The sequence below is a fragment of the Noviherbaspirillum galbum genome (assembly GCF_010974945.1).
Taxonomy (GTDB): domain Bacteria; phylum Pseudomonadota; class Gammaproteobacteria; order Burkholderiales; family Burkholderiaceae_D; genus Noviherbaspirillum; species Noviherbaspirillum galbum.
On sequence record NZ_JAAIVB010000074.1, the window covers coordinates 31,817 to 51,790 of the forward strand.

Annotated in this window: 15 protein-coding genes; 3 read left to right on the forward strand and 12 right to left on the reverse strand. The window is 63.5% G+C overall.

From position 1 onward, the window contains the following. Positions 1-185: 185 nt before the first annotated feature. The gene (locus G3574_RS21640) at positions 186-1,118 is read left to right on the forward strand and encodes an AraC family transcriptional regulator (protein ID WP_163967619.1); all 933 of its coding nucleotides are present in this window, start codon (positions 186-188) and stop codon (positions 1,116-1,118) included. A gap of 27 nt (positions 1,119-1,145) precedes the next feature. Here G3574_RS21640 and G3574_RS21645 read toward each other — a convergent pair whose 3' ends face one another. From G3574_RS21645 to G3574_RS21665, 5 genes are all read right to left on the reverse strand, one after another. Next, positions 1,146-2,255: an ABC transporter substrate-binding protein gene (locus G3574_RS21645; protein WP_163967620.1), complete on the reverse strand. Its 1,110-nt coding sequence runs from the start codon at positions 2,253-2,255 to the stop codon at positions 1,146-1,148. Between the two features lie 164 nt (positions 2,256-2,419). Continuing rightward, positions 2,420-3,643 (reverse strand): ABC transporter substrate-binding protein, encoded by a 1,224-nt coding sequence (locus G3574_RS21650; RefSeq protein WP_163967621.1) that lies wholly within the window; start codon positions 3,641-3,643, stop codon positions 2,420-2,422. A gap of 117 nt (positions 3,644-3,760) precedes the next feature. Then, positions 3,761-5,473, reverse strand: a complete 1,713-nt coding sequence (locus tag G3574_RS21655) for a carboxylesterase/lipase family protein (RefSeq protein WP_163967622.1) — start codon at positions 5,471-5,473, stop codon at positions 3,761-3,763. Positions 5,474-5,762: 289 nt separating this feature from the next. After that, complete coding sequence (locus G3574_RS21660; RefSeq protein ID WP_163967623.1) at positions 5,763-7,415, reverse strand: 3-(methylthio)propionyl-CoA ligase; 1,653 nt, start codon at positions 7,413-7,415, stop codon at positions 5,763-5,765. Between the two features lie 214 nt (positions 7,416-7,629). Beyond that, the gene (locus G3574_RS21665) at positions 7,630-9,126 is read right to left on the reverse strand and encodes a methyl-accepting chemotaxis protein (RefSeq protein WP_163967624.1); all 1,497 of its coding nucleotides are present in this window, start codon (positions 9,124-9,126) and stop codon (positions 7,630-7,632) included. 269 nt (positions 9,127-9,395) lie between these two features. On the opposite strand from G3574_RS21665, the gene G3574_RS21670 reads away from it, so the two are divergent. Next, a complete protein-coding gene (locus tag G3574_RS21670; RefSeq protein ID WP_163967625.1) occupies positions 9,396-11,180 on the forward strand; it encodes an acyl-CoA dehydrogenase in 1,785 nt (594 codons plus the stop codon). A gap of 8 nt (positions 11,181-11,188) precedes the next feature. Here G3574_RS21670 and G3574_RS21675 read toward each other — a convergent pair whose 3' ends face one another. The 3 genes from G3574_RS21675 to G3574_RS21685 all read right to left on the reverse strand — a co-directional run bounded on the left by G3574_RS21675 (position 11,189) and on the right by G3574_RS21685 (position 14,813). After that, entirely contained in the window at positions 11,189-12,373 is a 1,185-nt protein-coding gene (locus tag G3574_RS21675; RefSeq protein WP_163967626.1) for an acyl-CoA dehydrogenase family protein, read from the reverse strand. Positions 12,374-12,513: 140 nt separating this feature from the next. Continuing rightward, the gene (locus tag G3574_RS21680; RefSeq protein ID WP_205609878.1) at positions 12,514-13,722 is read right to left on the reverse strand and encodes an acyl-CoA dehydrogenase family protein; all 1,209 of its coding nucleotides are present in this window, start codon (positions 13,720-13,722) and stop codon (positions 12,514-12,516) included. 26 nt (positions 13,723-13,748) lie between these two features. Next, positions 13,749-14,813 carry a phosphotransferase gene (locus tag G3574_RS21685; protein WP_163967627.1) on the reverse strand — a complete coding sequence of 355 codons (1,065 nt, stop codon included), beginning with the start codon at positions 14,811-14,813 and terminating at the stop codon, positions 13,749-13,751. A 160-nt stretch (positions 14,814-14,973) separates the two neighbouring features. On the opposite strand from G3574_RS21685, the gene G3574_RS21690 reads away from it, so the two are divergent. Continuing rightward, entirely contained in the window at positions 14,974-15,582 is a 609-nt protein-coding gene (locus tag G3574_RS21690; RefSeq protein WP_163967628.1) for a methyltransferase domain-containing protein, read from the forward strand. A gap of 108 nt (positions 15,583-15,690) precedes the next feature. Here G3574_RS21690 and G3574_RS21695 read toward each other — a convergent pair whose 3' ends face one another. Genes G3574_RS21695 through G3574_RS21710 form a run of 4 tightly spaced genes read right to left on the reverse strand, consistent with a single transcriptional unit; the run spans position 15,691 to position 19,972 of the window. Next, the gene (locus G3574_RS21695; protein WP_328804826.1) at positions 15,691-16,503 is read right to left on the reverse strand and encodes a crotonase/enoyl-CoA hydratase family protein; all 813 of its coding nucleotides are present in this window, start codon (positions 16,501-16,503) and stop codon (positions 15,691-15,693) included. Between the two features lie 43 nt (positions 16,504-16,546). Beyond that, on the reverse strand, positions 16,547-17,368 hold the full coding sequence (locus G3574_RS21700) for an SDR family oxidoreductase (protein WP_163967629.1): 822 nt from the start codon (positions 17,366-17,368) through the stop codon (positions 16,547-16,549). Next, the gene (locus G3574_RS21705; protein ID WP_163967630.1) at positions 17,369-19,183 is read right to left on the reverse strand and encodes an acyclic terpene utilization AtuA family protein; all 1,815 of its coding nucleotides are present in this window, start codon (positions 19,181-19,183) and stop codon (positions 17,369-17,371) included. A gap of 15 nt (positions 19,184-19,198) precedes the next feature. Next, positions 19,199-19,972, reverse strand: coding sequence for an enoyl-CoA hydratase/isomerase family protein (locus tag G3574_RS21710; protein WP_163967631.1), 774 nt, complete (start codon positions 19,970-19,972; stop codon positions 19,199-19,201). Between the last annotated feature and the right edge of the window lie 2 nt (positions 19,973-19,974).

Sequence of the window (19,974 nt, forward strand, 5' to 3'; positions counted from 1 at the left end):
CAGGCATCGCCTCTGGATGCGACGAAACAATTGCCAGGAATCATATTGACTAAAAACCGATTGCCAACAAGAATTGCTTAATTGTTGTCGACAACCGGTTAGAGATGAGTGCGCTTCCGCTTCCCACAGTGGCTGTTTCCTGGCTAAAGGGTGTTATCCGGCTTTTCGAATCGGTCGAGCTTGACGTGCCGGGTCTTCTCCGGGATGCAGGCATCTGTCTCGATGAAACCCGGAATCCGGATGCCCGTTTTTCTCCCGAGAGCATCAGCCGCCTTTGGGAACTGGCCGTCGAAAGATCGAAGAACCCGTATCTCGGTCTGGCGATGCCGGATATCGCGCATCCCGCCAGCTTCGACGTGATCGTGCATGTCATGATGACTTGCCCCGACCTGATGGCGGCGCTGGAGCGCTTCCTGCGCTACATGCGGATCGTCAGCGACGCGGCTGACATCCGGCTCGTCAAGAATGACATCGGCCATGGTTTGACGATCGCGCTGGTGGATACCGGGCACTCCCCTCCCCGCGCGCGAATCGAGTTTGTGGTCCTTACCATTCTCAACATCCTGCGCTGGATCACCGGCCTGAACCTGCGGCCGCTGTCCGTCGACTTTCCCTATCCGGAACCATCGGACCTGCAGCCTTACCATCTCGCCTTCCGCTGTCCTCTGCGCTTCGACGCAAGCGTGCACCAGATCCATTTTTCAGAAGACGCCCTGAAGGCGGAGCTGCCGATGGCGAACCCTGCCCTGGCGGCGCTGAACGACCGGATGGCGGGTGAACACCTGCACCGGCTCGACGCGGCGAAACTGACTTCCCGGGTCAAGGAGCTCGTGGTGCGGCGTCTTCCGGACGGCGACCCGCTGCGCGCAGATATCGCCCGGGAAATGTGCCTCAGCGAAAGAACCTTGCAGCGCCGGCTGCAGGAAGAAGGCACCTCCTTCAATGAGCTCGTCGATACGACGCGCCGCGATCTCGCCGACCAGTACCTGCGCATCCACAGGATCACGCTTGCCCAGACCGCGTATCTCCTGGGATTCGCCGATCAAAGCACCTTCTTCCGGGCCTGCAAGCGCTGGTTCGGAACCTCGCCCGGAGACTACCGCAGCCGGCCGGACTAGCCGCCCGGGGTGCTTTTCATGCGGGCATCAATACTGCAGCCTGGCATTGCGTCCCACGACCGCGATGTCGATGAAGTTCGACCCATTGCGGTTGCCGTCGGCGAAGTCGACCTGGAAGCCGCCAACGGAGTAGCGCTGCATGCCGCTCAAGGCTTGCAGGACCTTCTCCCCCGTCGGCTGCGGCCCGGCCATGCGGATGGCATCCAGCAGCAACCGGATGTTGAGGAATCCTTCGAGGGTGACCGGACTCGGGGTGATGCCTTTGCCATACGGTGTGTTGAGAAAGGTCCGGAACTCCTTGATCAGCGGGATCGTCGCCGAATTCGGATTGGGCACGACCTGGGAAATTCCGATACCGCGCGCCTTGGCATCGCCGGCGGTGTCGGCGAGCAGCTTTGGCGTGACGAATGACAGCGCGTAGATTTGCGCGGCCCCGGCGGGAGCGTCATACGCCTTCATGAACTGATAGGTCGAATCCGGAACGCCCATCAGGAAGATCGCCTGGGGACTGACCGATTCGACGGATCGGGCTTGCGCGGCAAAGTCCTTGGTGCCCGGCTTGTAGGCCACCTTCGCCATCACCTGGAGGCCGAACTCTTTCTCACTGTCCTCGAGGCGTTTCAGGATGCCCTGGCCAAACGCATCGTCCTGGTACAGGACGGCGATGCGCTTCAAGCCAAGCGTCGAGGCGAGCTGGGCGATCTTTCGAATTTCCTGGCCGTAGGTCGGCCGGGTATGGTAAATCTCTTCCGACCCTGGGCCGCGGATGGCGTCGGCGCCGCTGAATACGCCGACCAGCGGCACCCGGTTCCTCGAAAGGACGCCGGACTTGATGACCGAGAGCGTGGGCGCGGTCCCGGCGCTGTTCACCAGGCCCACGATCTTTTCCTTCTCGACCAGTTCTTCGGTCAGCGTCGCGGTGCGGGCCGGATTGTAGCCATCGTCCCTCACCACCAGTTTCAGCCGCTTGCCATGCACCCCGCCTTGCGCATTCACCATCTCGAGGTAGCCGGCGGTCAGGGTTTCCAGTTCCTTGGCGGTCTCGGAGATAGGTCCGGTAATGCCATTCACGAAACCGATCCGGATCTCGCTCGCGCCAGCGGCGGTAAAGGAAAGACAGGCAGTCAATACAGCCATTAACTTCAACGCGCAACGCAGCATATGCTCTCCAAGTTACCCAAATGCGAACCAGGGACGCAAGACAAGATCCGGAATGTCAGGAACAGGCAGCCGCGGACAATGAACCGGCCGGGACCGGTGGCGCGGCTGCCAATACGAGCCTCAACTCATCGAGCCTCAACTCATTTCTTGACGAGGGGGCAGGCACTCTTCGACAGAGGCTGGAATGCCTGGTCGCCCGGAATGACGGCGCGAATGTTGTAATAGTCCCACGGCGACTTGGATTCGGACGGTTTCTTGATTTGCACGAGGTACATGTCGTGCACCATCCGGCCATCTTCGCGGATCTTGCCGTTCTTGGCGAAGAAGTCGTTGATCGGCGTCTCTTTCATCTTCTTCATGACCACCCCGGCGTCGTCCGTGCCGGCAGCCTGGATCGCCTTCAGGTAATGCATCGTCGATGAATACACGCCCGCATGGATCATGTTCGGCATCTTCTTCATCTTCGCGAAGAACTTTTTCGACCAGGCGCGGGTATCGTCGTTGAGATCCCAGTAGAACGCATCGGTCGCATACATGCCCTGCGCGGCATTCAGGCCGAGGCTATGCACGTCATTGATCGTCATCAGCAGCGACGCCAGCTTTTGCTTGCCGGAGGTCGTGATGCCGAACTCGTTCGCCGCCTTGATGGCGTTCACGGTGTCGCCGCCGGCATTGGCAAGCGCGATCACCTTGGCGCCGGACGATTGCGCCTTCAGCAGGTAGGACGAGAAGTCCGACGCATTCAGCGGATGCCGCGCCGCGCCGAGGACCTTGCCATTGTTCGCCTTGATGACGTCGCTGGCGTCCTTCTCGAGCGAATGGCCGAACGTATAGTCCGCGGTGACGAAATACCACGAGTCGCCGCCCTGCTTGTAAACCGCGTTGGCCGTGCCATTTGCCAGCGCATACGTATCCCATGAGTACAGCACGCTGTTGGGCGTGCAGTTTTCATTGATCAGCTTGCTGGAACCAGCCCCATTGATCATCGCGATGCGGTTCTTCTGCTTCGCGATGTCAGCCACGGCCAGGGCCGTGCTCGAGGTGACGAGGTCGGTGATCATGTCGACCTTCTGGGAATCGAACCATTCCCGCGCCTTCGATGCCGCGATGTCGGATTTATTCTGGTGGTCCGCAAAGATGACCTCGACCGGCTTGCCGAGGACCTTGCCGCCGAAGTCTTCCACCGCCATCCGGGCGGCGACGACGGAGCCTTCTCCGCTAAGGTCGGAGTACAGTCCCGACATGTCCGTCAGCACGCCGATCTTCACGACGTCGTCGGAAATTTTTCCCTGCTGCGCCTGCGCCGGCAAGGAAGAAACCGCGGCGGTGGCGGCCAGGGCCGTCACCAGATGCTTCAAATGCATGTTGAACTCCAATGAGCTTGAATTGAATAACTGAATCACTGTGGCGGCGACGGACGCGTCGCCGCATGGCCAGGCGGGAAGGCACGGCCGAAGCCCCAGTATGCCTTCCCCGGCCGCTTACTGAGCGGAGATCTGCTTCTTGGTTTGCGTGGCGTCGAAGATCAGCTTCTGCGGCCAAGGCTGCCAAGACACGCCCAGCGATGCATTGTTGGGATCGCCGTTCTTCGCGAATGCGCCGATGGAGTTCATCATCGCATCCGACAACTCCAGCCTGCCCGCTTCATTGGCCTTGCTGTTGACGACGTTGGAGAACAGCGAAGGACCGAAATTGCGGAAGATGAACGGCAGGTCAAATGCGTGGGCCGCGCCGTACACGACATTCCAGGGAGCGGGCTCCTGGGCCCAGTTGAACTGGTAGGCCCAGACGTTCGGCTGCTGGGACTTCACCGCATTGAGTGCGTTGTCGCGGTTCGCGAAGAAGAAATTGTTGGTGAAGAAGGCGGCCGTGGCGTTGTAGCCGGTGCCTGCCGTCTCCGGCGGGAGGTAGGACGCGTCGATCAGGTCGCTGAGGGACACGGCCGGCGCGGCGTCCGGATTGTAGTTCATCATCGTCGCGAAGCGGGTCGCGTCGGAGATCAGGAAGCCAGGCTTGTGGCCGGGGAGCAGCGGGAAAAGGGCCTGGAAGAGTTTTCCTTCCTCGCTCGTGCTGCCCACGAGCATCGGCACTTTCCGGTATGCGCCCGCGGAGATCGCCGCGATCGGATCCTTCGGCAGGACCGCGTTGTCGGGGATCGGGCCGGACGAATTCAAGCCCTTGGTCAATACCGTCGTCAGGATTCCCTTGGCGTCCTTGGAACGCATGTAGTCCGCGACCTGCTGGTTCGACAGGGTGGCAATATAGGCTTGCGCGGAGCTGGTGTCGGTTGCCTTGCCATCCGCGATCACGAGGTTGGCCAGCAGGGAAGAAGACTGGGTGGCGTACGTCGCCGCCGGGCTCAGGATGGGCAGCGTACCCTGGGGAAGATTGGTTGCCAGCGAAATGCCGCCGCTCAAGGGCGCCGCGCGGTGGAACAGGCCGGCCGTCAGCGGGGATGCGATGAGCGACCATACGTTGATCGCGCCGGCGGATTGACCCATCAAGGTCACGTTGCCCTTGTCGCCGCCGAAATTGTCGATGTTGTTCTGGATGAACTTGAGCGCCTGGATGTTGTCCAGGAGCGCGAAGTTGCCCGAGTCTTCGGCGGCGTTGGCGCCGGTTTTCAGCTGGGCCATGTTGAAGAAGCCGAATACGCCGACGCGGTAGTTCGCCGTCACCACGATCGCATTGGCGGACCGGGCAAGGTTTGCCCCATCATAGACAGGGTCGGCGGTATAGCCGGAGATGTTGCTGCCGCCGTACAGGAACAGGATGACCGGCAGATTCTTGGCTTCGCTCGCGGGACGCCAGATGTTCAGCGTCAGGCAGTCTTCGCTTCCCACCGGGGTGTTGAGCGTCGTTCCGATCGTTGCGTCATAGGTGTTGTTGCTTCCGGGGCCGTAGATTCGCCCGTTCTGGATGCATGCGTTGCCGAACTTCTGCGTGGCCAGCGCCTGCGGCCAGGTATCCGGCTCGACCGGGGCCTTCCAGCGCAGGTTGCCCGTCGGCGCCTTGGCGAAGGGAATGCCTTTCCAGAAGTAGGTGCCCGACTTCGCGGAGTCATTGACGCCCTGCACCGTGCCATAGCTGGTGGTCCTGAATTCCGGCGCATCGTTTCCGCCGCCGCCGCATCCGGCCATTACGCCCAGGCTGGCTGCCAACGCGATTGCCACTGCCGTTTTTGTGAACTGCATCTTTGTCTCCTCGTTTTCATGGAAATGCGGCTTTCGTCCGTGACGGTTCAGATGCCGCCGCGGCCGAAGTCGAATCGTTGTGTGAAGTGGCATGCATCCCGGCTGCATCGGCATGATGCAACGCGAAAATGCACGCGCGTCTCCTGGAATCGGTCAGTTCTTTTTTGTTATGTGTTCGATGCACTGTAAGTGCGATCATTCCGCGCGTCACTTGCGTCCCGTGCCAAACCGCTAGCGTCGCGAGACAAAATGCGGGCCGTGCCATGCGCCGGCGCGCATGGCACAAGTGCTAGGCGGTGGGCAGCGGATAGGAAGCGTACTGCCCGCGGATTTCGTGCTTGAGCACCTTGCCGGTCGCGCCAATGGGCAAGGCATCGACAAACACCACGTCGTCCGGCGTCCACCATTTGGCGATCTTCCCCTGGTAGAAATGGAGCAGGTCCGCCTTGCCGATCGCGCGCCCCTGCTTTTTCACCACGAGCAGCAAGGGACGTTCGTCCCACTTCGGGTGCGGTACGCCGATGCAGGCCGCGAGCGCCACGTCGGGATGGGCCATTGCGATATTCTCGATGTCGATGGAGCCGATCCATTCGCCGCCCGACTTGATGACGTCCTTGCTCCTGTCCGTGATCTGCATGTATCCGTCCGGGGTGATGGACGCGACATCGCCGGTGGGGAACCAGCCGTCTTCCAGCACGTCGTCGCCGGAATGCTTGAAGTAATCGCGGATCACCCATGGCCCCTTGACGAGCAGCCTGCCGGCCGTCTTTCCATCCCAGGCGAGCTCCGCGCCGTCGTCGTCGACGATCTTCATGTCGACGCCGAACAGCACATGGCCTTGCTTGCCGAGAACGCCGAGCTGCTCCTCGGGCGTCATGGCGAAGTGCTTGTTCTGCAGGGTGCTGACCGTGCCGATGGGCGACATTTCCGTCATGCCCCAGCCGTGCAGCACGTCGACGTTGTACTGGTCGCGGAAGGTCTTGATCATCGCCGGCGGACATGCCGATCCGCCGATGATGGTGCGCTCCAGCGTGCTGAAGATGAGCCTGTTCTGCTCCACGTAATCCAGCAGCGCCTTCCATACTGTCGGCACGCCCGCAGAGAACGTGACCTTCTCGCGTTCGATGAGCTCGTAGACCGACTTCCCATCCAGGTGGGGACCCGGAAACACCAGCTTGGCCCCTGTCAGCGGCGCGGTGTACGGCAGGCTCCAGGCATTGGCATGGAACATCGGCACGACCGGCATGACGCAGTCTCGCGCGGACATGGCGAGGGAGTCGGGCAATGCGGCGGCGTAGGAATGCAGGACGGTCGAGCGGTGGGAATAGAGAACGCCCTTGGGATTGCCCGTCGTTCCCGAGGTGTAGCACAGGCCGCAGGCGGCATTCTCGTCCAGCACCGGCCACTCGTAGGCGTCGCTGTGCATGTCGATGAGGTCTTCATAGCAAAGCAGTCCGGAGATGCTCGTCTGCTCGGGCATCTGGCCCTTGTCGCACATCAGGACATAATGCCGGACCGACGTCATGCGCGGCGCCAGCTCTTCGATCTGTTTCAGGAAGCCCGGCTCGAAAAACAGGCAAACGTCCTCGGCGTGGTTGGCGATGAAGCTGATCTGGTCGGAATGAAGACGCGGATTGATCGTGTGAATCACGCTGCCGGAGCCGGAGACGCCGTAGTACAGCTCCATGTGGCGGTAACCATTCCAGGCGAGGGTTGCCACGCGCTCGCCCGCCTGCACGCCGAGAGCGGCAAGCGCGTTGGCGAGCTTCCTGGTGCGGGCGTGGCAGTCACGGTAGGTGTAGCGGTGAAAATCCCCTTCCACGCGCCGGGACACGATCTCGTTGCTTCCGAAATGCCGGTCGGCATGGCGGATGATGCTGGACACCAGGAGAGGCTCGTTCATCATGAGCCCGGCGATAGTATTCGATACGAAATGCGTCATGTTACCCCCCGAGAAGCTGCAAGTTAGGCTGGCTGGAAGGGTTGACATCGCGATGCATGCCGATGACCGGCGCGACCCGTTCCAGTGTCGTCAGATGCAGGCAACTATAGGGTCGAGGGGATGTGCCGTCACTGTTGATCCGAGCCAATCGACTTGCAGGACAGGACAAAACATCAACGGGACGGCTTCGGTTTTGCTTCGGTTCTGCTTCAGTTCATTGCTTGTAGATGCCGCAGGAAACAATGATGTTGCCGGTCTTCTCGAAGTACGACGTCTTGACGATGACTTCCTTCGTGACGGGATGGGTCCACTTGTAGTCGGTCCATCCGGCGCCCCGGGAGCACGCCGTTTCGACGATATCCTTGACGAAGAATTTTCCGCTGACGTCCTTGAACTGCCTGCCGTCGATCCCGACAAAACGCGGATTTGCACCGTGCGCAACGGCGATGCAATCGACGGAGTACACGCTCAGGTACAGGTCGCGGTCGATGAACTGGCCCTTGCCCAGCCTGTTCACGTCCTGGACCAGGGCTGATTCGCCATGGGATTCCGCGAACGCGATCGCGCGCTGCACCATGTCCCGGGCCTGGTCTGCCGTACCGAACTCATCCTCGCCCAGGTCGAAGGACGAGACGGTGTCGGTAAGGATCACCGCTTCCTCGAGCAGGTGCGCCAGCCCCTTGGCGATGTCCTTGACCAGGCTGGTGTTCTTTTCGGTAAAGGTATCGATCTGCCCGATGGCGAGATTGATTTCCTCGATTCCCGCCCGCTGCTCGCGGCTCGCCGAGGTGATCTCCCCCATCAGTCCGGCGAGGTGCTTGACCGATTCGACGATGTCTTGCATCGAGGTGCCAGCCTGGTTCACGAGCGTTCCGCCGGCATCGGTTTTCGCCACCGCATCGCCGATCAGTTCCTTGATCTCCTTGGCGGCGTTTGCCGCACGCTGCGCCAGGGTGCGCACCTCCGCTGCGACCACGGCAAAGCCGCGCCCCTGCTCGCCTGCCCTCGCGGCCTCGACCGCCGCGTTGAGCGCCAGGATGTTCGTCTGGAAGGCGATGCCGTCGATGACGCCGATGATGTCGACGATCTTGCGCGAACTTTCCTGGATCGCCGCCATGGTCGTCACGACGCTCGCCATGACCGTGCCGCCGCTCACCGCGGTGTCGGCTGCCTCGGTGGCAAGGTTGAAGGCCTGCTCCGCGTTGGCGGCATTCTGCGCCACGGTGGACGTCAGTTCCTCGATCGAGGCAGCCGTTCTTTCCAGGGATGCCGATTGCTCGGCGGTACGATTTGACAATGCGGTATTGTCGCCGGCGATCATGCCGGATGCCGATGCGACGGTGGTGGTTCCCAGGCGCAGCCGGCCGATCACCGTGAACATGCGGCGACGGATCTCCATCATGCTGTCCTGGAGTTTCTGGAGTTCCGGAAGCGAGGCCTGGCCGGACGGCGCCGAGGCGCGCGCCAGATCCCCGGCGGCGAGGCGTTGCGCGGTCATGGCCGCCTGTGCCAGTTCCTGCCGGCTTCGCCGCCATCCCCAGGCCAGGCCCGTGATCAATACAAGCTGCGAACCGATGAGAATCATGCTCGCGGCTGCGCGGGTCAGCCCGACTTCCGAGAGCAGTCCGGCGGCAATGCACAGCACCGCGATGGACGCCGTGGCGGCGCTGGCAACCGTAATCAAGGTGCTGCCGAATCGATGTCTGCTCATCGTCTTTTCCTCAAGGCAGGTACGTTAATGTCGATGGAAAGGCTGTGCCTGCTAGAGGGGGATCGGAATCTGGCCGCATCTGGGATGTACCTCCACTCATGTGCTGGAGTCTACTATAAATTACCGAAAGGAAACATCGCGCTTGCAGGAAAAGCCAATCTAGTGGCGTCCCGAGACAAAATGATGGGGCGGCATGTTGCGCGCAGATCAACGGCCATAGAATCCGTTCCACAACGCGACATGACCTGATCCCCGGGCAACCGACCGCCATGACCCAATACAAGCCTCCTCTGCAGGACCTGAGCTTTTTGCTAACCCATGTGTTCGATATCGACGATCACGCCGCGCGGGCGGGAATCGAACTCGATGCCGAAACCGTGATGGCGATCGCCGAGGAGGCGGGCAAGCTCGCCGCGGGCTGCATCGATCCGATCAATCGTGCCGGGGACACGCATGGCGCGCGGATGGAAAACGGCGGCGTCGTGACGGCACCAGGCTTCCGCGAGGCGTATGCCGCCTACCGGGATGGCCAGTGGAGCACCCTGCGCTTCGACGCGGACCATGGCGGGCAAGGCTTGTCCGCGGTCATCGCCGCAGCCGTGGATGAAATGTGGCATGGCGCAAGCATCAGCTTCGCGCTGTGCCCCATGCTGACCAACGGCGCGGTCGAAGCCCTTACCCTGGCGGCGAGCGACGATGTAAAGAAGCTGTTCCTGTCCAGGCTCGTCTCCGGCGAGTGGACCGGCACGATGAACCTGACGGAGCCGCAGGCCGGTTCGGACCTGGCGGCGGTGAAGACGCGCGCCGTGCGCCAGGCGGACGGCCGCTACCGGATTTTCGGCCAGAAGATCTTCATCACCTATGGCGACCACGACCTGACCGACAACATCGTGCACCTGGTTCTCGCCCGGGTGGAAGGCGCCCCGGCGGGCGTCAAGGGCTTATCGCTGTTCGCCGTTCCAAAGCGAATGGTCGGTGCGGACGGCAGCCTGCTGGAGAGGAACGATCTGGTTTGCGCCGCCCTCGAGCACAAGCTTGGCATTCACGGCAGCCCTACCGCGGTCATGGTATTCGGCGAAACCGAGGGCGCCGTCGGCTACCTAGTCGGAGAAGAGAACCGTGGGCTCGAATACATGTTCATCATGATGAACGACGCCCGTTACTCCGTCGGCCTGCAAGGCCTGGCGATCTCCGAGCGCGCCTACCAGCATGCGGTCGCCTACGCGCGCGAGCGCGTGCAAGGCGTGCCGATAGGCCGCGGGCGGGAGTCCGCCAGCCCGATCCTGCATCACCCGGACGTCCGCCGCCTGCTGCTGGCGGCGCGCAGCGACATCGACGCGATGCGCGCGTTTGCGATGCATGTCGCCATGCAGAAGGACTTGTCGCATTCGCAGGCCGCCTCTCCGCAGGCCAGGAAGCGCGCCGAGGAAAGGCTCGGCTTCATGATTCCGATCTTGAAGGGATGGTTCACCGAAAACGCGGTGCGCATTGCCAGCGATGCCTTGCAGGTCTTCGGCGGCATGGGGTATGTCGAGGAAACCGGCGCGGCGCAGTACTATCGCGACGCGCGCATCCTGACCATCTATGAAGGCACGACCGCGATCCAGGCCAACGACCTGGTCGGCCGCAAAACCCTGCGGGACGGCGGAACGGTCGCCATGGCGGTACTGGAAGACATCCGGCAGCATGCGAATGCCTTGCAGGACCTCGACCAGCCAGCCGCGGTCGGCCTGTGCGGCATGCTGCTTCAGGCCTGCACCCTACAGGAAGAGGTCCTGCGCTGGCTGAAGGACAACCATGAGGGCAACCCGGCCGCGACGCATGCGGGAGCGGTTCCCTACCTGATGTTGTGGGGAATGTTGTGCGGCGGATGGATGCACGCGTTGCGGCTCAAGGGCGCGGCATCGATCGGGCATTCAAGCCGGGAAACCGACGCCGTCAACATGTCGGCAAGCTATTATGCGAAGCACGTCCTGCCCCATGCGGTGGCCCTGTCTTCGGCGATCCAGTTCGGGGCAAAACCTGTCACGGGATTCCCCGATGAGTGCTGGTAGACGATTCACTACAGCCCGAGCTGCCTCGCCGCGAGATCCTTCATGATTTCCACCGAACCGCCGCCGATCATGTTGACCTTCACCTCGCGGTAGATGCGCTCCGGCCGCGTGCCCCGCATGTAGCCCATGCCGCCGAGGATCTGCACCGATTCATCGGCGCAGAACTGCATCGTTTGCATGGCCAGGTTTTTCAGCATCGCCGTCTGCGCAACCAGCAGGCGCGGATCGCCGATGGCGTGCTCGACCCGCCAGGCAAGGTCTTCCAGCATGCAGCGCACCGATTCGATTTTCATGCTCATGTCCACCAGCTTGTGCCGGATCACCTGGCGCTCGACGATCGGCAGACCGAAGGTCTTGCGCTCGCGCGCCCAGTCTAGGGCGTCGGCAAAGCAGACCTGGGCGAAGCCATTAGCGCCGGCGGCCATGAACAGGCGCTCGGCATTGAAGTTGCGCATGATGATGCGAAAGCCCTCGTTCTCCACGCCCAGCAGGTTGGCCACCGGCACCCGGCAGTCCTCGAAGCGCAAGTGCGCCGTGTCGGAAGCCCACCAGCCCATCTTGTCGAGAGGCGTGCGGCCGATGCCCGGGGTGTCGCCATCGATCAGCAGCAGCGAGACGCCGCCCGCGCCCTTGACTTCCGGATTCGTACGCACGGCGACGGTGAAATAATCTGCGCGCATGCCGGAGGTGATGAAGGTCTTTTCACCGTTGACCACGTAATGGTCGCCTGACCGGATGGCGGTCGTGCGCAGGCTGGCGACGTCGGAGCCGCCGCCGGGTTCGGTGATGGCGAGCGCGGAAATCTTTTGCCCGGACAGGACCTCGGGCAGCATGCGCGCCTTCAGGGCGTCGCTGCCGGCGTGCAGTACCGGCGGCGTGCCGATGGTGTGCGAGAACAGGGAGGCGCTGACGCCTCCGGAGCCGGCACGCGCCAGTTCTTCGGCAGCGATGATCTGGTAGAAGACATCGGCCGGCGTGCCGCCATATTGCTCCGGATAGCCGATGCCGAGCAGGCCGATCTCGGCGGCCTTGCTGTACAGCGCGCGAGGGAAGGAGCCGGCCTCGTCCCATTCGTTGACGAAGGGCGTGATCTCGTTCGCGACGAACTGGCGCACCATGTCGCGGAATTGTTCATGTTCCGGGGTGTAGTAGTTGGTGTTTCGGGCGGCTGCGAGGAGGAGGTTGTCGGTCATGGTGGTGTCTCTGGTCGGTGTTTACTTCCCCCTTGAAAGGGAGAGGATTATGTCTCGCCTTCGGCATCGCGCGCGTCGCACGTTGCCAGCGCGGGAATGACGGAGATAAAAACAGATGCCGAATATCGTCTCCATACTCTCTACCCGTACTTGCGCAACTCCAGCTTGCCGATCTGGTTCCGATGCACCTCATCCGGACCGTCCGCGATCCGCAGCAGCCGTGCGGTCGCGTAAGCCGAAGCAAGCGCAAAGTCATTCGTCACCCCCGCGCCGCCAAACGCCTGGATCGCCCAGTCGATCACCTGGCATGCCATGTTGGGCGCAGCCACCTTGATCATGGCGATCTGCGATCTCGCACCCTTGTTGCCTACGGTGTCCATCATGTGCGCGGCATGCAGCGTCAGCAGGCGGCACTGGTCGATCATGATGCGGGAATCGGCGATGCGCTCGAGCGTCACGGTCTGTTCCGCCACCGGCTTGCCGAAGGCGACCCGCTCCTTGGTGCGCCGGCACATTTTCTCGAGCACGCGTTCCGCGAGGCCGATCAGCCGCATGCAATGATGGATGCGGCCTGGCCCAAGCCGGCCCTGGGCGATCTCGAAGCCGCGGCCCTCGCCCAGCAAGATGTTCGTTGCCGGTACGCGCACGTTCTCGAACACGACTTCCGCGGCGCGATCGGGCACGCCATAGAAACCGAACACCGGCAGCGGCCGGATCACCTTCACGCCGGGCGTCTCCAGCGGCACCAGGATCATCGACTGCTGCTTGTGCTTTTCAGGGTTGTCGGGATCGGTCTTGCCCATGAAGATCATGATCTTGCAGCGCGGATCGGTAGCCCCGGTGGTGAACCACTTATGGCCGTTGATGACGTACTCGTCGCCGTCCCTGCGGATGGAGGCCTGGATGTTTGTTGCATCGCTCGACGCGACAGCCGGCTCCGTCATGGCGAAGGCGGAGCGGATCCGTCCTTCCAGCAAGGGCTGCAGCCACTGTCGCTTGTGCTCCTCGGTGCCGTACCGGGCCAGGACTTCCATGTTGCCGGTGTCGGGCGCGGAACAGTTGAAGACTTCCGGCGCGAGGTGGGACCTGCCCATGATCTCGCACAGCGGCGCGTATTCCAGGTTGGTCAACCCGGCGCCATGCTCGGAAGCGGGAAGGAAGAGGTTCCACAAGCCCTCTTCCCGCGCCAGGGTCTTCAATTGTTCCACTACCGGTTGCACGCCCCACGGACCTTCGGCGGTCGACTCGGCGTAATACCGGTCTTCGTTCGGATAGATATGCCGGTCCATGAACGCGTTCAGGCGTGCCTGCAATTCCTGCACTTTGGGGGAAGGATCGAGCAATTCCATGTGTGCCTTTCAGATAAGAGGTCGTGTCATTGTTGCCGTGTCGCGGTGACCTGGCGCCAGCCGGCTTCCGCGATCGCGCGCGCCTTGCGGCCAGTCTCGAACGCCTGCGCGCTCGATGCGTTGCCGTCATGGGCGCGCTTCAGGATGCCTTGCAGGATGGCCGCGAGGCGGAACATGCTGTAGGCAAGATAGAAATTCCACTCGGCCTGCGGAACGGCGGCGCGGCCGGTGCGCCGGCAATATTGCCCCAGGTAGGCTTGCTCGCCGGGAATGCCGAGGGATGCAAGGTCGGCGCCGCGCATGCCGCGGAACTCGTCGGCCGACAGGCGCCACGTCAGCGCGTGGTAGGCGAAGTCGGCCAGCGGATGTCCCAGCGTCGATAGTTCCCAGTCGAGCATCGCGACGATGCGCGGCTCGGCCGGATGAAAGATGAGGTTGTCGAGCCGCAGGTCGCCGTGCACGATGGCGGTTTCTTCCGACTGAGGAATGTTTGCCGGAAGCCAGCCGATGAGGGATTCCATGGCGTCGATGGTTTCCGTCTCCGACGCCCGGTACTGCTTCGTCCAGCGGGCGATCTGGCGCTCGAAGAAATTGCCGGGACGGCCGAAGTCGCCCAGTCCGACCGCTGCCGGGTCGATGCCGTGCAGTGCGGCAATCACGCGGTTCATGTCATCGTAGATCGCGGCGCGTTCCGATGGCTGCATGCCGGGGAGCGTGGGATCCCACAGTACCCGGCCGCCGACAAATTCCATGACGTAGAACGGGGTGCCGATCACCGCGCTGTCTTCGCACAGGCAGTAGGTGCGGGCAACGGGCACGCCGCTGTCCCGCAGCGCGCTGATGACCCGGTATTCCCGCTCCACCGCGTGGGCCGACGGCAGCAACGTGCCCGCCGGCTTCTTCCGGAGGACGTAGCGCCGGTCCGGCGTCTCCAGCAGGTAGGTCGGATTGGATTGGCCTTCCGAAAAACGCCTGGCCTGCAGCGGGCCGCGGAAGCCTGCCACATGACCTTCGAGGTATTGCTCGAGGCGGCCGGCGTCGAAGTCCTGCCGCTGGCTGATTGGCTGGTCCTCGGTTGCGGTAGCGCTCATCCCGGATCTCCTGTCTCTGGTGCAAGAGGCGCCGCAAGTCAGGCGCCCTGCAGGAAGTGTAGGCCGGTTCTCGCGGCCGGGCGGCCTTTCAGCAGGTTAACGCAAAGCCTTCGGCGCCGGATAAGGTATCGTATGCGCATCACCACCTTCGGAGACGGCCATGGCAGGACCCACACGCGATTTCTGGGAAGAGCGTTTCGCGACTTCTTCTACGCCCTGGGACCGCGGCGGTCCGAATCCGCAGCTTCGGCAATGGATCGACGGCGGGGAGATTGCACCGCCTCAGCAAGTGATCGTGCCGGGATGCGGACGCGGCTGGGAAGTCGCGGAACTGGTCGCGGCGGGCGTTGCCGTCACCGGCCTCGACTTTGCAGCCGGGGCGATCAGCGCCTGCCGGGAAATGCTGGACGCCCGAGGACTAAAGGCGGATTTGCAGCAGGCGGACGTGCTTGCCTGGAAGCCCGCCAGCCCTGTTGACGCGGTTTATGAGCAGACTTGCCTGTGCGCATTGCATCCCGATCATTGGCAGGCGTATGCCAGGCAGTTGCGGGACTGGCTGAAACCGGGCGGCAAGCTGCTTGCCTTGCTGGCGCAGGTGCCGTCGCCGGACGCTGAGCATGGCGTGATCAAGGGGCCGCCTTATCATTGCGATATCAATGCGGTGCGGGCGCTGTTTCCGGCATCGGAGTGGGTTTGGCCGAAGCCGCCGTATCCGCGTCTGGAGACGGGGCCGATTGCGGAGTTGGCGGTGGTGCTGGTTCGGCGGTGATATATCTTGCCGCCATGTCCCCTCTCCTTCAAGGAGAGGGAGCTTTTCGGAGCGCTCCGGCATACGCGTCATGATGGCATGCAACTGCCGGCAACCGCCTCGACCAGCCTAATCCCCGAACACCGCCCCGCGCTTCTCCCGCTGCGCCGCCAGCGCCTCCTCGAGATCAGCTGACAACAGCATCCCGGCATTCCACGTCGCGATGTAATTCAACCCGTCTTCAATCGAATGGTCGCGCATATAGGTGATCATTTCCTTGGTCCCCCGCACCGCCAGCGGTGACTTCGCGGCAATCGACCGCGCAAGCTCATCCACGCCGCTCGTCAATTCCTCCACCGTCGCATAGACCCGGTTAACCAGCCGCATCTCCCGCGCCTCGGCAGCAGAAAAACGGCGCGCGGTATACGACAACTCCCGCGCCATGCCTTCGCCGATCAGCCTGGGCAAGCGCTGCAGGGTGCCGACGTCGGCCGTCAGCCCGACATCCACTTCCTTCACCGAAAAATAAGCGTCGTCGCTGCAATAGCGCAGGTCGCAGGCAGTAGAGATGTCGATGCCGCCTCCGACGCAAGCGCCATGAATGCGGGCGATCACCGGCTTGCGGCAGCGTTCGATGGCGGTCACGGTGTCCTGCAGGTCGAGGATCATCAGGCGCACCTGCTCGGCGCCGCGGCCGCGGCATTCGGCGGCGGCGAAGCGTTGCAGGGCATGCAGCATCGACAGGTCGATGCCGGCGCAGAAATGCCGGCCGGCGCCGCACAGAATGGCGACGCGTATCGACGGCGTGCGGTCCACCCATTGCATGGCGGCACGCAATTCCTGCCACATGCGTTCATCGATCGCGTTGGCTTTTTCGGGACGGTTCAGCTCCAGGTATGCCAGCGGTCCGTCCTGCCAGCAACGTATGGTCGTCGTTTCCACATGCCCTCCCCTGCCGTTCATGGCGTTCATTGCATCCATTGCGTCATGGATTGACGAACAGGTCGATCTGCGGCGCCACGCCGGGCGTGACGCTGTATTGCTCGAAGTCGCTGACGCCCGCCTCGCGCAGGACCTGCTCGTCGAGGAGCAGCGTGCCGGTGCAGGTCCGGCTGTCGGAGATCAAGATTTGATAGGCGGCGTCCGCCATGATCTCCGGCGTGCGGCCGCGCTCCGCCAGCCCTTGTTTGGCCACGTTGAGCGCCGCGGTGGCGATGATGGTGCGCGGCCAGAGGCCATTTACCGCGATGCCGGATTGCCGCAGCTCCTCGGCCATGCCCAGCGCCAGCAGGCTCATGCCGTACTTCGAGGCGGTGTAGGGCGGATGCGGCCCGAGCCACTTCGGGTCGAGGTCGATGGGCGGCGACAGCACCAATACGTGGGGATTGGCCGCCTTCTTCAGGTAAGGCAGGCAGGCCTGGGCGCAGGCGAAGGTGCCGCGCATGTTGATGTCCATCATCAGGTCATAGCGCTTCAGCGGCGTTTCCGCCGTGCCGGTGATGCTGATGGCGCTGGCATTGTTGACGAGGATGTCGATGCCGCCGAAGCGTTCGGCCGCGCGTTCCACCGCCGCCTGGACCTGCGCTTCGTCGCGTACGTCCACCACCACCGGCAAGGCCTGGCCGCCGGCATGCTCGATGTCCTCGGCGGCGCTGAAGATCGTGCCCGGCAGGCGTGGATCGGGCTCGGCGGTCTTGGCCGCGATCACGATTCGTGCCCCGTCGCGCGCGGCCCGCAATGCGATCGCCTTGCCGATGCCCCGGCTGGCGCCGGTGATGAACAGCACCTTGTCCTTCAAGCTCGTCATTTACTTCTCCAGTTCACGGGCCAGCGCTTCCGGCACGGCGACCGGCATGTCGAGCAGCATCTGGGCCATGCCCTTGCCGAGCGGATCCATGCGCATCGACGCCGTGCCGCCGCCGTCGAGCGCGTCGTAGAGCAGGAAGTTGCAGGCATGGATGCCGGGCAAGGCATAGCGCACCACTTCACCGCGCACCAGGTGGGCGAAATACGCCTTCACCGCCGCGGGCGTCAGCGCACCCTGGATGATGGGCAGGTATTCCGGCTTGCGGGCGATGACGCCGATGTTGGAGATGTTGCCCTTGTCGCCGCTGCGCGCCCAGGCCAGCCGTACGAGCGGCACGTTGCGCGACCCCGCTGCGGATGAGGAACCGTCGGCGGCATCGGGAACGGTTTGTACGAGCGAAGCGCCGCCCAGCGGCACTTCCACCTCGGTCGTCTCGCCCCCCATGGCGAAACCGATCTTGATCTCCCGCTTGGGCAGCGTGAAGGCGAACTGCTTGATCAGCGGCGACGCCGAAGGCCGGGCGAGCGCAGGACCGGTGGTGCCGGGCGACCAGGACGTGCCGGCGGGCGCGATCTCGCGCGCGAAAATTTCCAGCGCCTGCTTGGACGCATGGTTGACCGCGACCCGCATCATCACCTCGCGCGAAGCACCGGTGCGTGCATGCGGTCCGTAGGATGTCTCGGCGCCGATGACCTCGACGTGCGCCGCGCTGTAGTCCGGCAGCCCCAGTTTCCGGAACATCCCCCGCGTGCGCTCCAGGATGGCTTCGCCGGTGCGCCTTGCCTTGGCCGCCGCATCGATGCCGATGATGACGAGCGTGCCGGCGCAGCGGTAGCCGTCCATGTATGTGGCCGAGACCTTGTAGGAATCGGTGGGCGGCTTGCCGCGTGCACCGGTCACCCGCACCCGGTTGTCGCCTTCCTGGGTGATGTTTACCTCGCGGAAATCGCAGACCACGTCGGGCAGCACATAGGCACCCGGGTCGCCGATCTCGTACAGCATCTGCTCCGCTACCGCCGGCGCGAGCACCCGGCCGCCGGTGCCGTCCGGCTTGGTAACGACGAAGCCCCCATCCGCGTGGCATTCGATGACGGGGTAGCCGATGTTGGCCCAGTCGGGCACGTTCTCCCAGTCGGTATGCAGCCCGCCGGTCGCCTGGCAGCCGCATTCGATGATGTGGCCGGCGAGACTGCCAGCCGCGAGCAGGTCGTGGTCGCCGGCGCGCCAGCCGAATTCATGCATCAGCGGGCCAAGGGTCACCGCGCTGTCGACGCAGCGACCGGTGATGACCACGTCCGCGCCCGCCGCCAGCGCCTGCGCGACCGGCAGCGCGCCGAGGTAGGCGTTGGCGCTGAGGATGCGTTCCGGCACGGGTTCGCCGGTGAACATGTCCTTGAGTCCGCGTTCGCGCAGCGCGGGGATGCGGGCGCTGACGTCGTCGCCTTCCACCACCGCGATCTTCAGCGACACGCCCATCTCGCCGGCCAGCTTCGCCAGCGCGTCGGCGCAGCCGCGCGGATTGATGCCGCCGGCATTGCTGACCACCTTGATGCCGTGCCGGCCCAGGACGGGCAGGACGCTTTTCATGGCCACGTCGACGAAGTCGGTGGCGTAGCCGAGTTCCGGCTTCTTCGCGCGCGCCGACGCGAGGATCGCCATGGTCAGTTCGGCGAGATAGTCGAATACCAGGTAGTCGATGCGCGCGCCGCCGGTGACACCATTCACCAGTTGCTCCGCCGCCACCGCGCTGTCGCCCCAGAAACCCGAGGCGCCGCCGATGCGGACCACTTTGCCGCTTGCCCGGTTTGCTTGCATGTGCCCTTCTCCTATTCAGCGGCCGGTCCAGACCGGCTTGCGTTTCTCGTTGAAGGCGGCGAGGCCTTCTTTCGCATCCTCGGTCAGCGCCAGCAGGGCGATCTGGCTTTCGGTATAGGCGATGCCCTGCTCGAACGACATCGACGCCATCGCGCGCATCGCATATTTGCCGCGTCGGATCGCGGTGGGCGACTTGTCGGTCAGCCGTTCCACCAGCCATTGCGTCTTTTCGTCGAGGCTGGCCGCCGGCACGACGTAGTTCAGCAGTCCGAATTCCTGGGCGGCGCGCGCATCGAAGGGCTCGCCGGTCAGGCACCATTCCCGCAGCACGCGCGGCGGCACGAGGCGTTGCAGCAGGCTCAGGACCTGCATCGGAAACACGCCGACCTTCACCTCGGGCAAGCCGAACAGCGCATGGTCGGCGGCCACGGCCATGTCGACCATGCACAGCAGGCCCATGCCGCCCGCCATGCAGGTGCCGTTGATGCGGGCGATGCAAGGCAGCGTGGCGGACTGCGCCTCGCGCAGCAGGTCAGCATAGTCGATGCTAGGCTTGGCATAGTCGAATGCGAAGCCCTTGCCCGGCTGCAGGTCGCCGCCGGCGCAGAAGGCCTTCTCTCCCGCCGCGGTCAGCACGATGGCGCGGACCTCGGGGTCGGCATGGGCAAGGCGGTAGCCTTCGCGGATGCCGTCGATCACCTCCTGGTTGATCGCATTTCGCTTGTCGGGGCGGTTGATGGTGATCCAGAAGGCGGAGGATTTCTTTTCGTGGAGGACGGATTCGTTCATCG

Excerpts from the sequence above, each read along its gene's own strand:
- G3574_RS21685 (WP_163967627.1), bottom strand. The coding sequence starts at position 14,813 with ATGAGCGCTACCGCAACCGAGGACCAGCCAATCAGCCAGCGGCAGGAC.
- G3574_RS21675 (WP_163967626.1), bottom strand. The coding sequence starts at position 12,373 with ATGACCGACAACCTCCTCCTCGCAGCCGCCCGAAACACCAACTACTAC.
- G3574_RS21665 (WP_163967624.1), bottom strand. The coding sequence starts at position 9,126 with ATGAGCAGACATCGATTCGGCAGCACCTTGATTACGGTTGCCAGCGCC.
- G3574_RS21670 (WP_163967625.1), top strand. The coding sequence starts at position 9,396 with ATGACCCAATACAAGCCTCCTCTGCAGGACCTGAGCTTTTTGCTAACC.
- G3574_RS21650 (WP_163967621.1), bottom strand. The coding sequence starts at position 3,643 with ATGCATTTGAAGCATCTGGTGACGGCCCTGGCCGCCACCGCCGCGGTT.
- G3574_RS21700 (WP_163967629.1), bottom strand. The coding sequence starts at position 17,368 with ATGACGAGCTTGAAGGACAAGGTGCTGTTCATCACCGGCGCCAGCCGG.
- G3574_RS21645 (WP_163967620.1), bottom strand. The coding sequence starts at position 2,255 with ATGGCTGTATTGACTGCCTGTCTTTCCTTTACCGCCGCTGGCGCGAGC.
- G3574_RS21660 (WP_163967623.1), bottom strand. The coding sequence starts at position 7,415 with ATGACGCATTTCGTATCGAATACTATCGCCGGGCTCATGATGAACGAG.
- G3574_RS21655 (WP_163967622.1), bottom strand. The coding sequence starts at position 5,473 with ATGCAGTTCACAAAAACGGCAGTGGCAATCGCGTTGGCAGCCAGCCTG.
- G3574_RS21680 (WP_205609878.1), bottom strand. The coding sequence starts at position 13,722 with ATGGAATTGCTCGATCCTTCCCCCAAAGTGCAGGAATTGCAGGCACGC.
- G3574_RS21710 (WP_163967631.1), bottom strand. The coding sequence starts at position 19,972 with ATGAACGAATCCGTCCTCCACGAAAAGAAATCCTCCGCCTTCTGGATC.
- G3574_RS21705 (WP_163967630.1), bottom strand. The coding sequence starts at position 19,183 with ATGCAAGCAAACCGGGCAAGCGGCAAAGTGGTCCGCATCGGCGGCGCC.
- G3574_RS21690 (WP_163967628.1), top strand. The coding sequence starts at position 14,974 with ATGGCAGGACCCACACGCGATTTCTGGGAAGAGCGTTTCGCGACTTCT.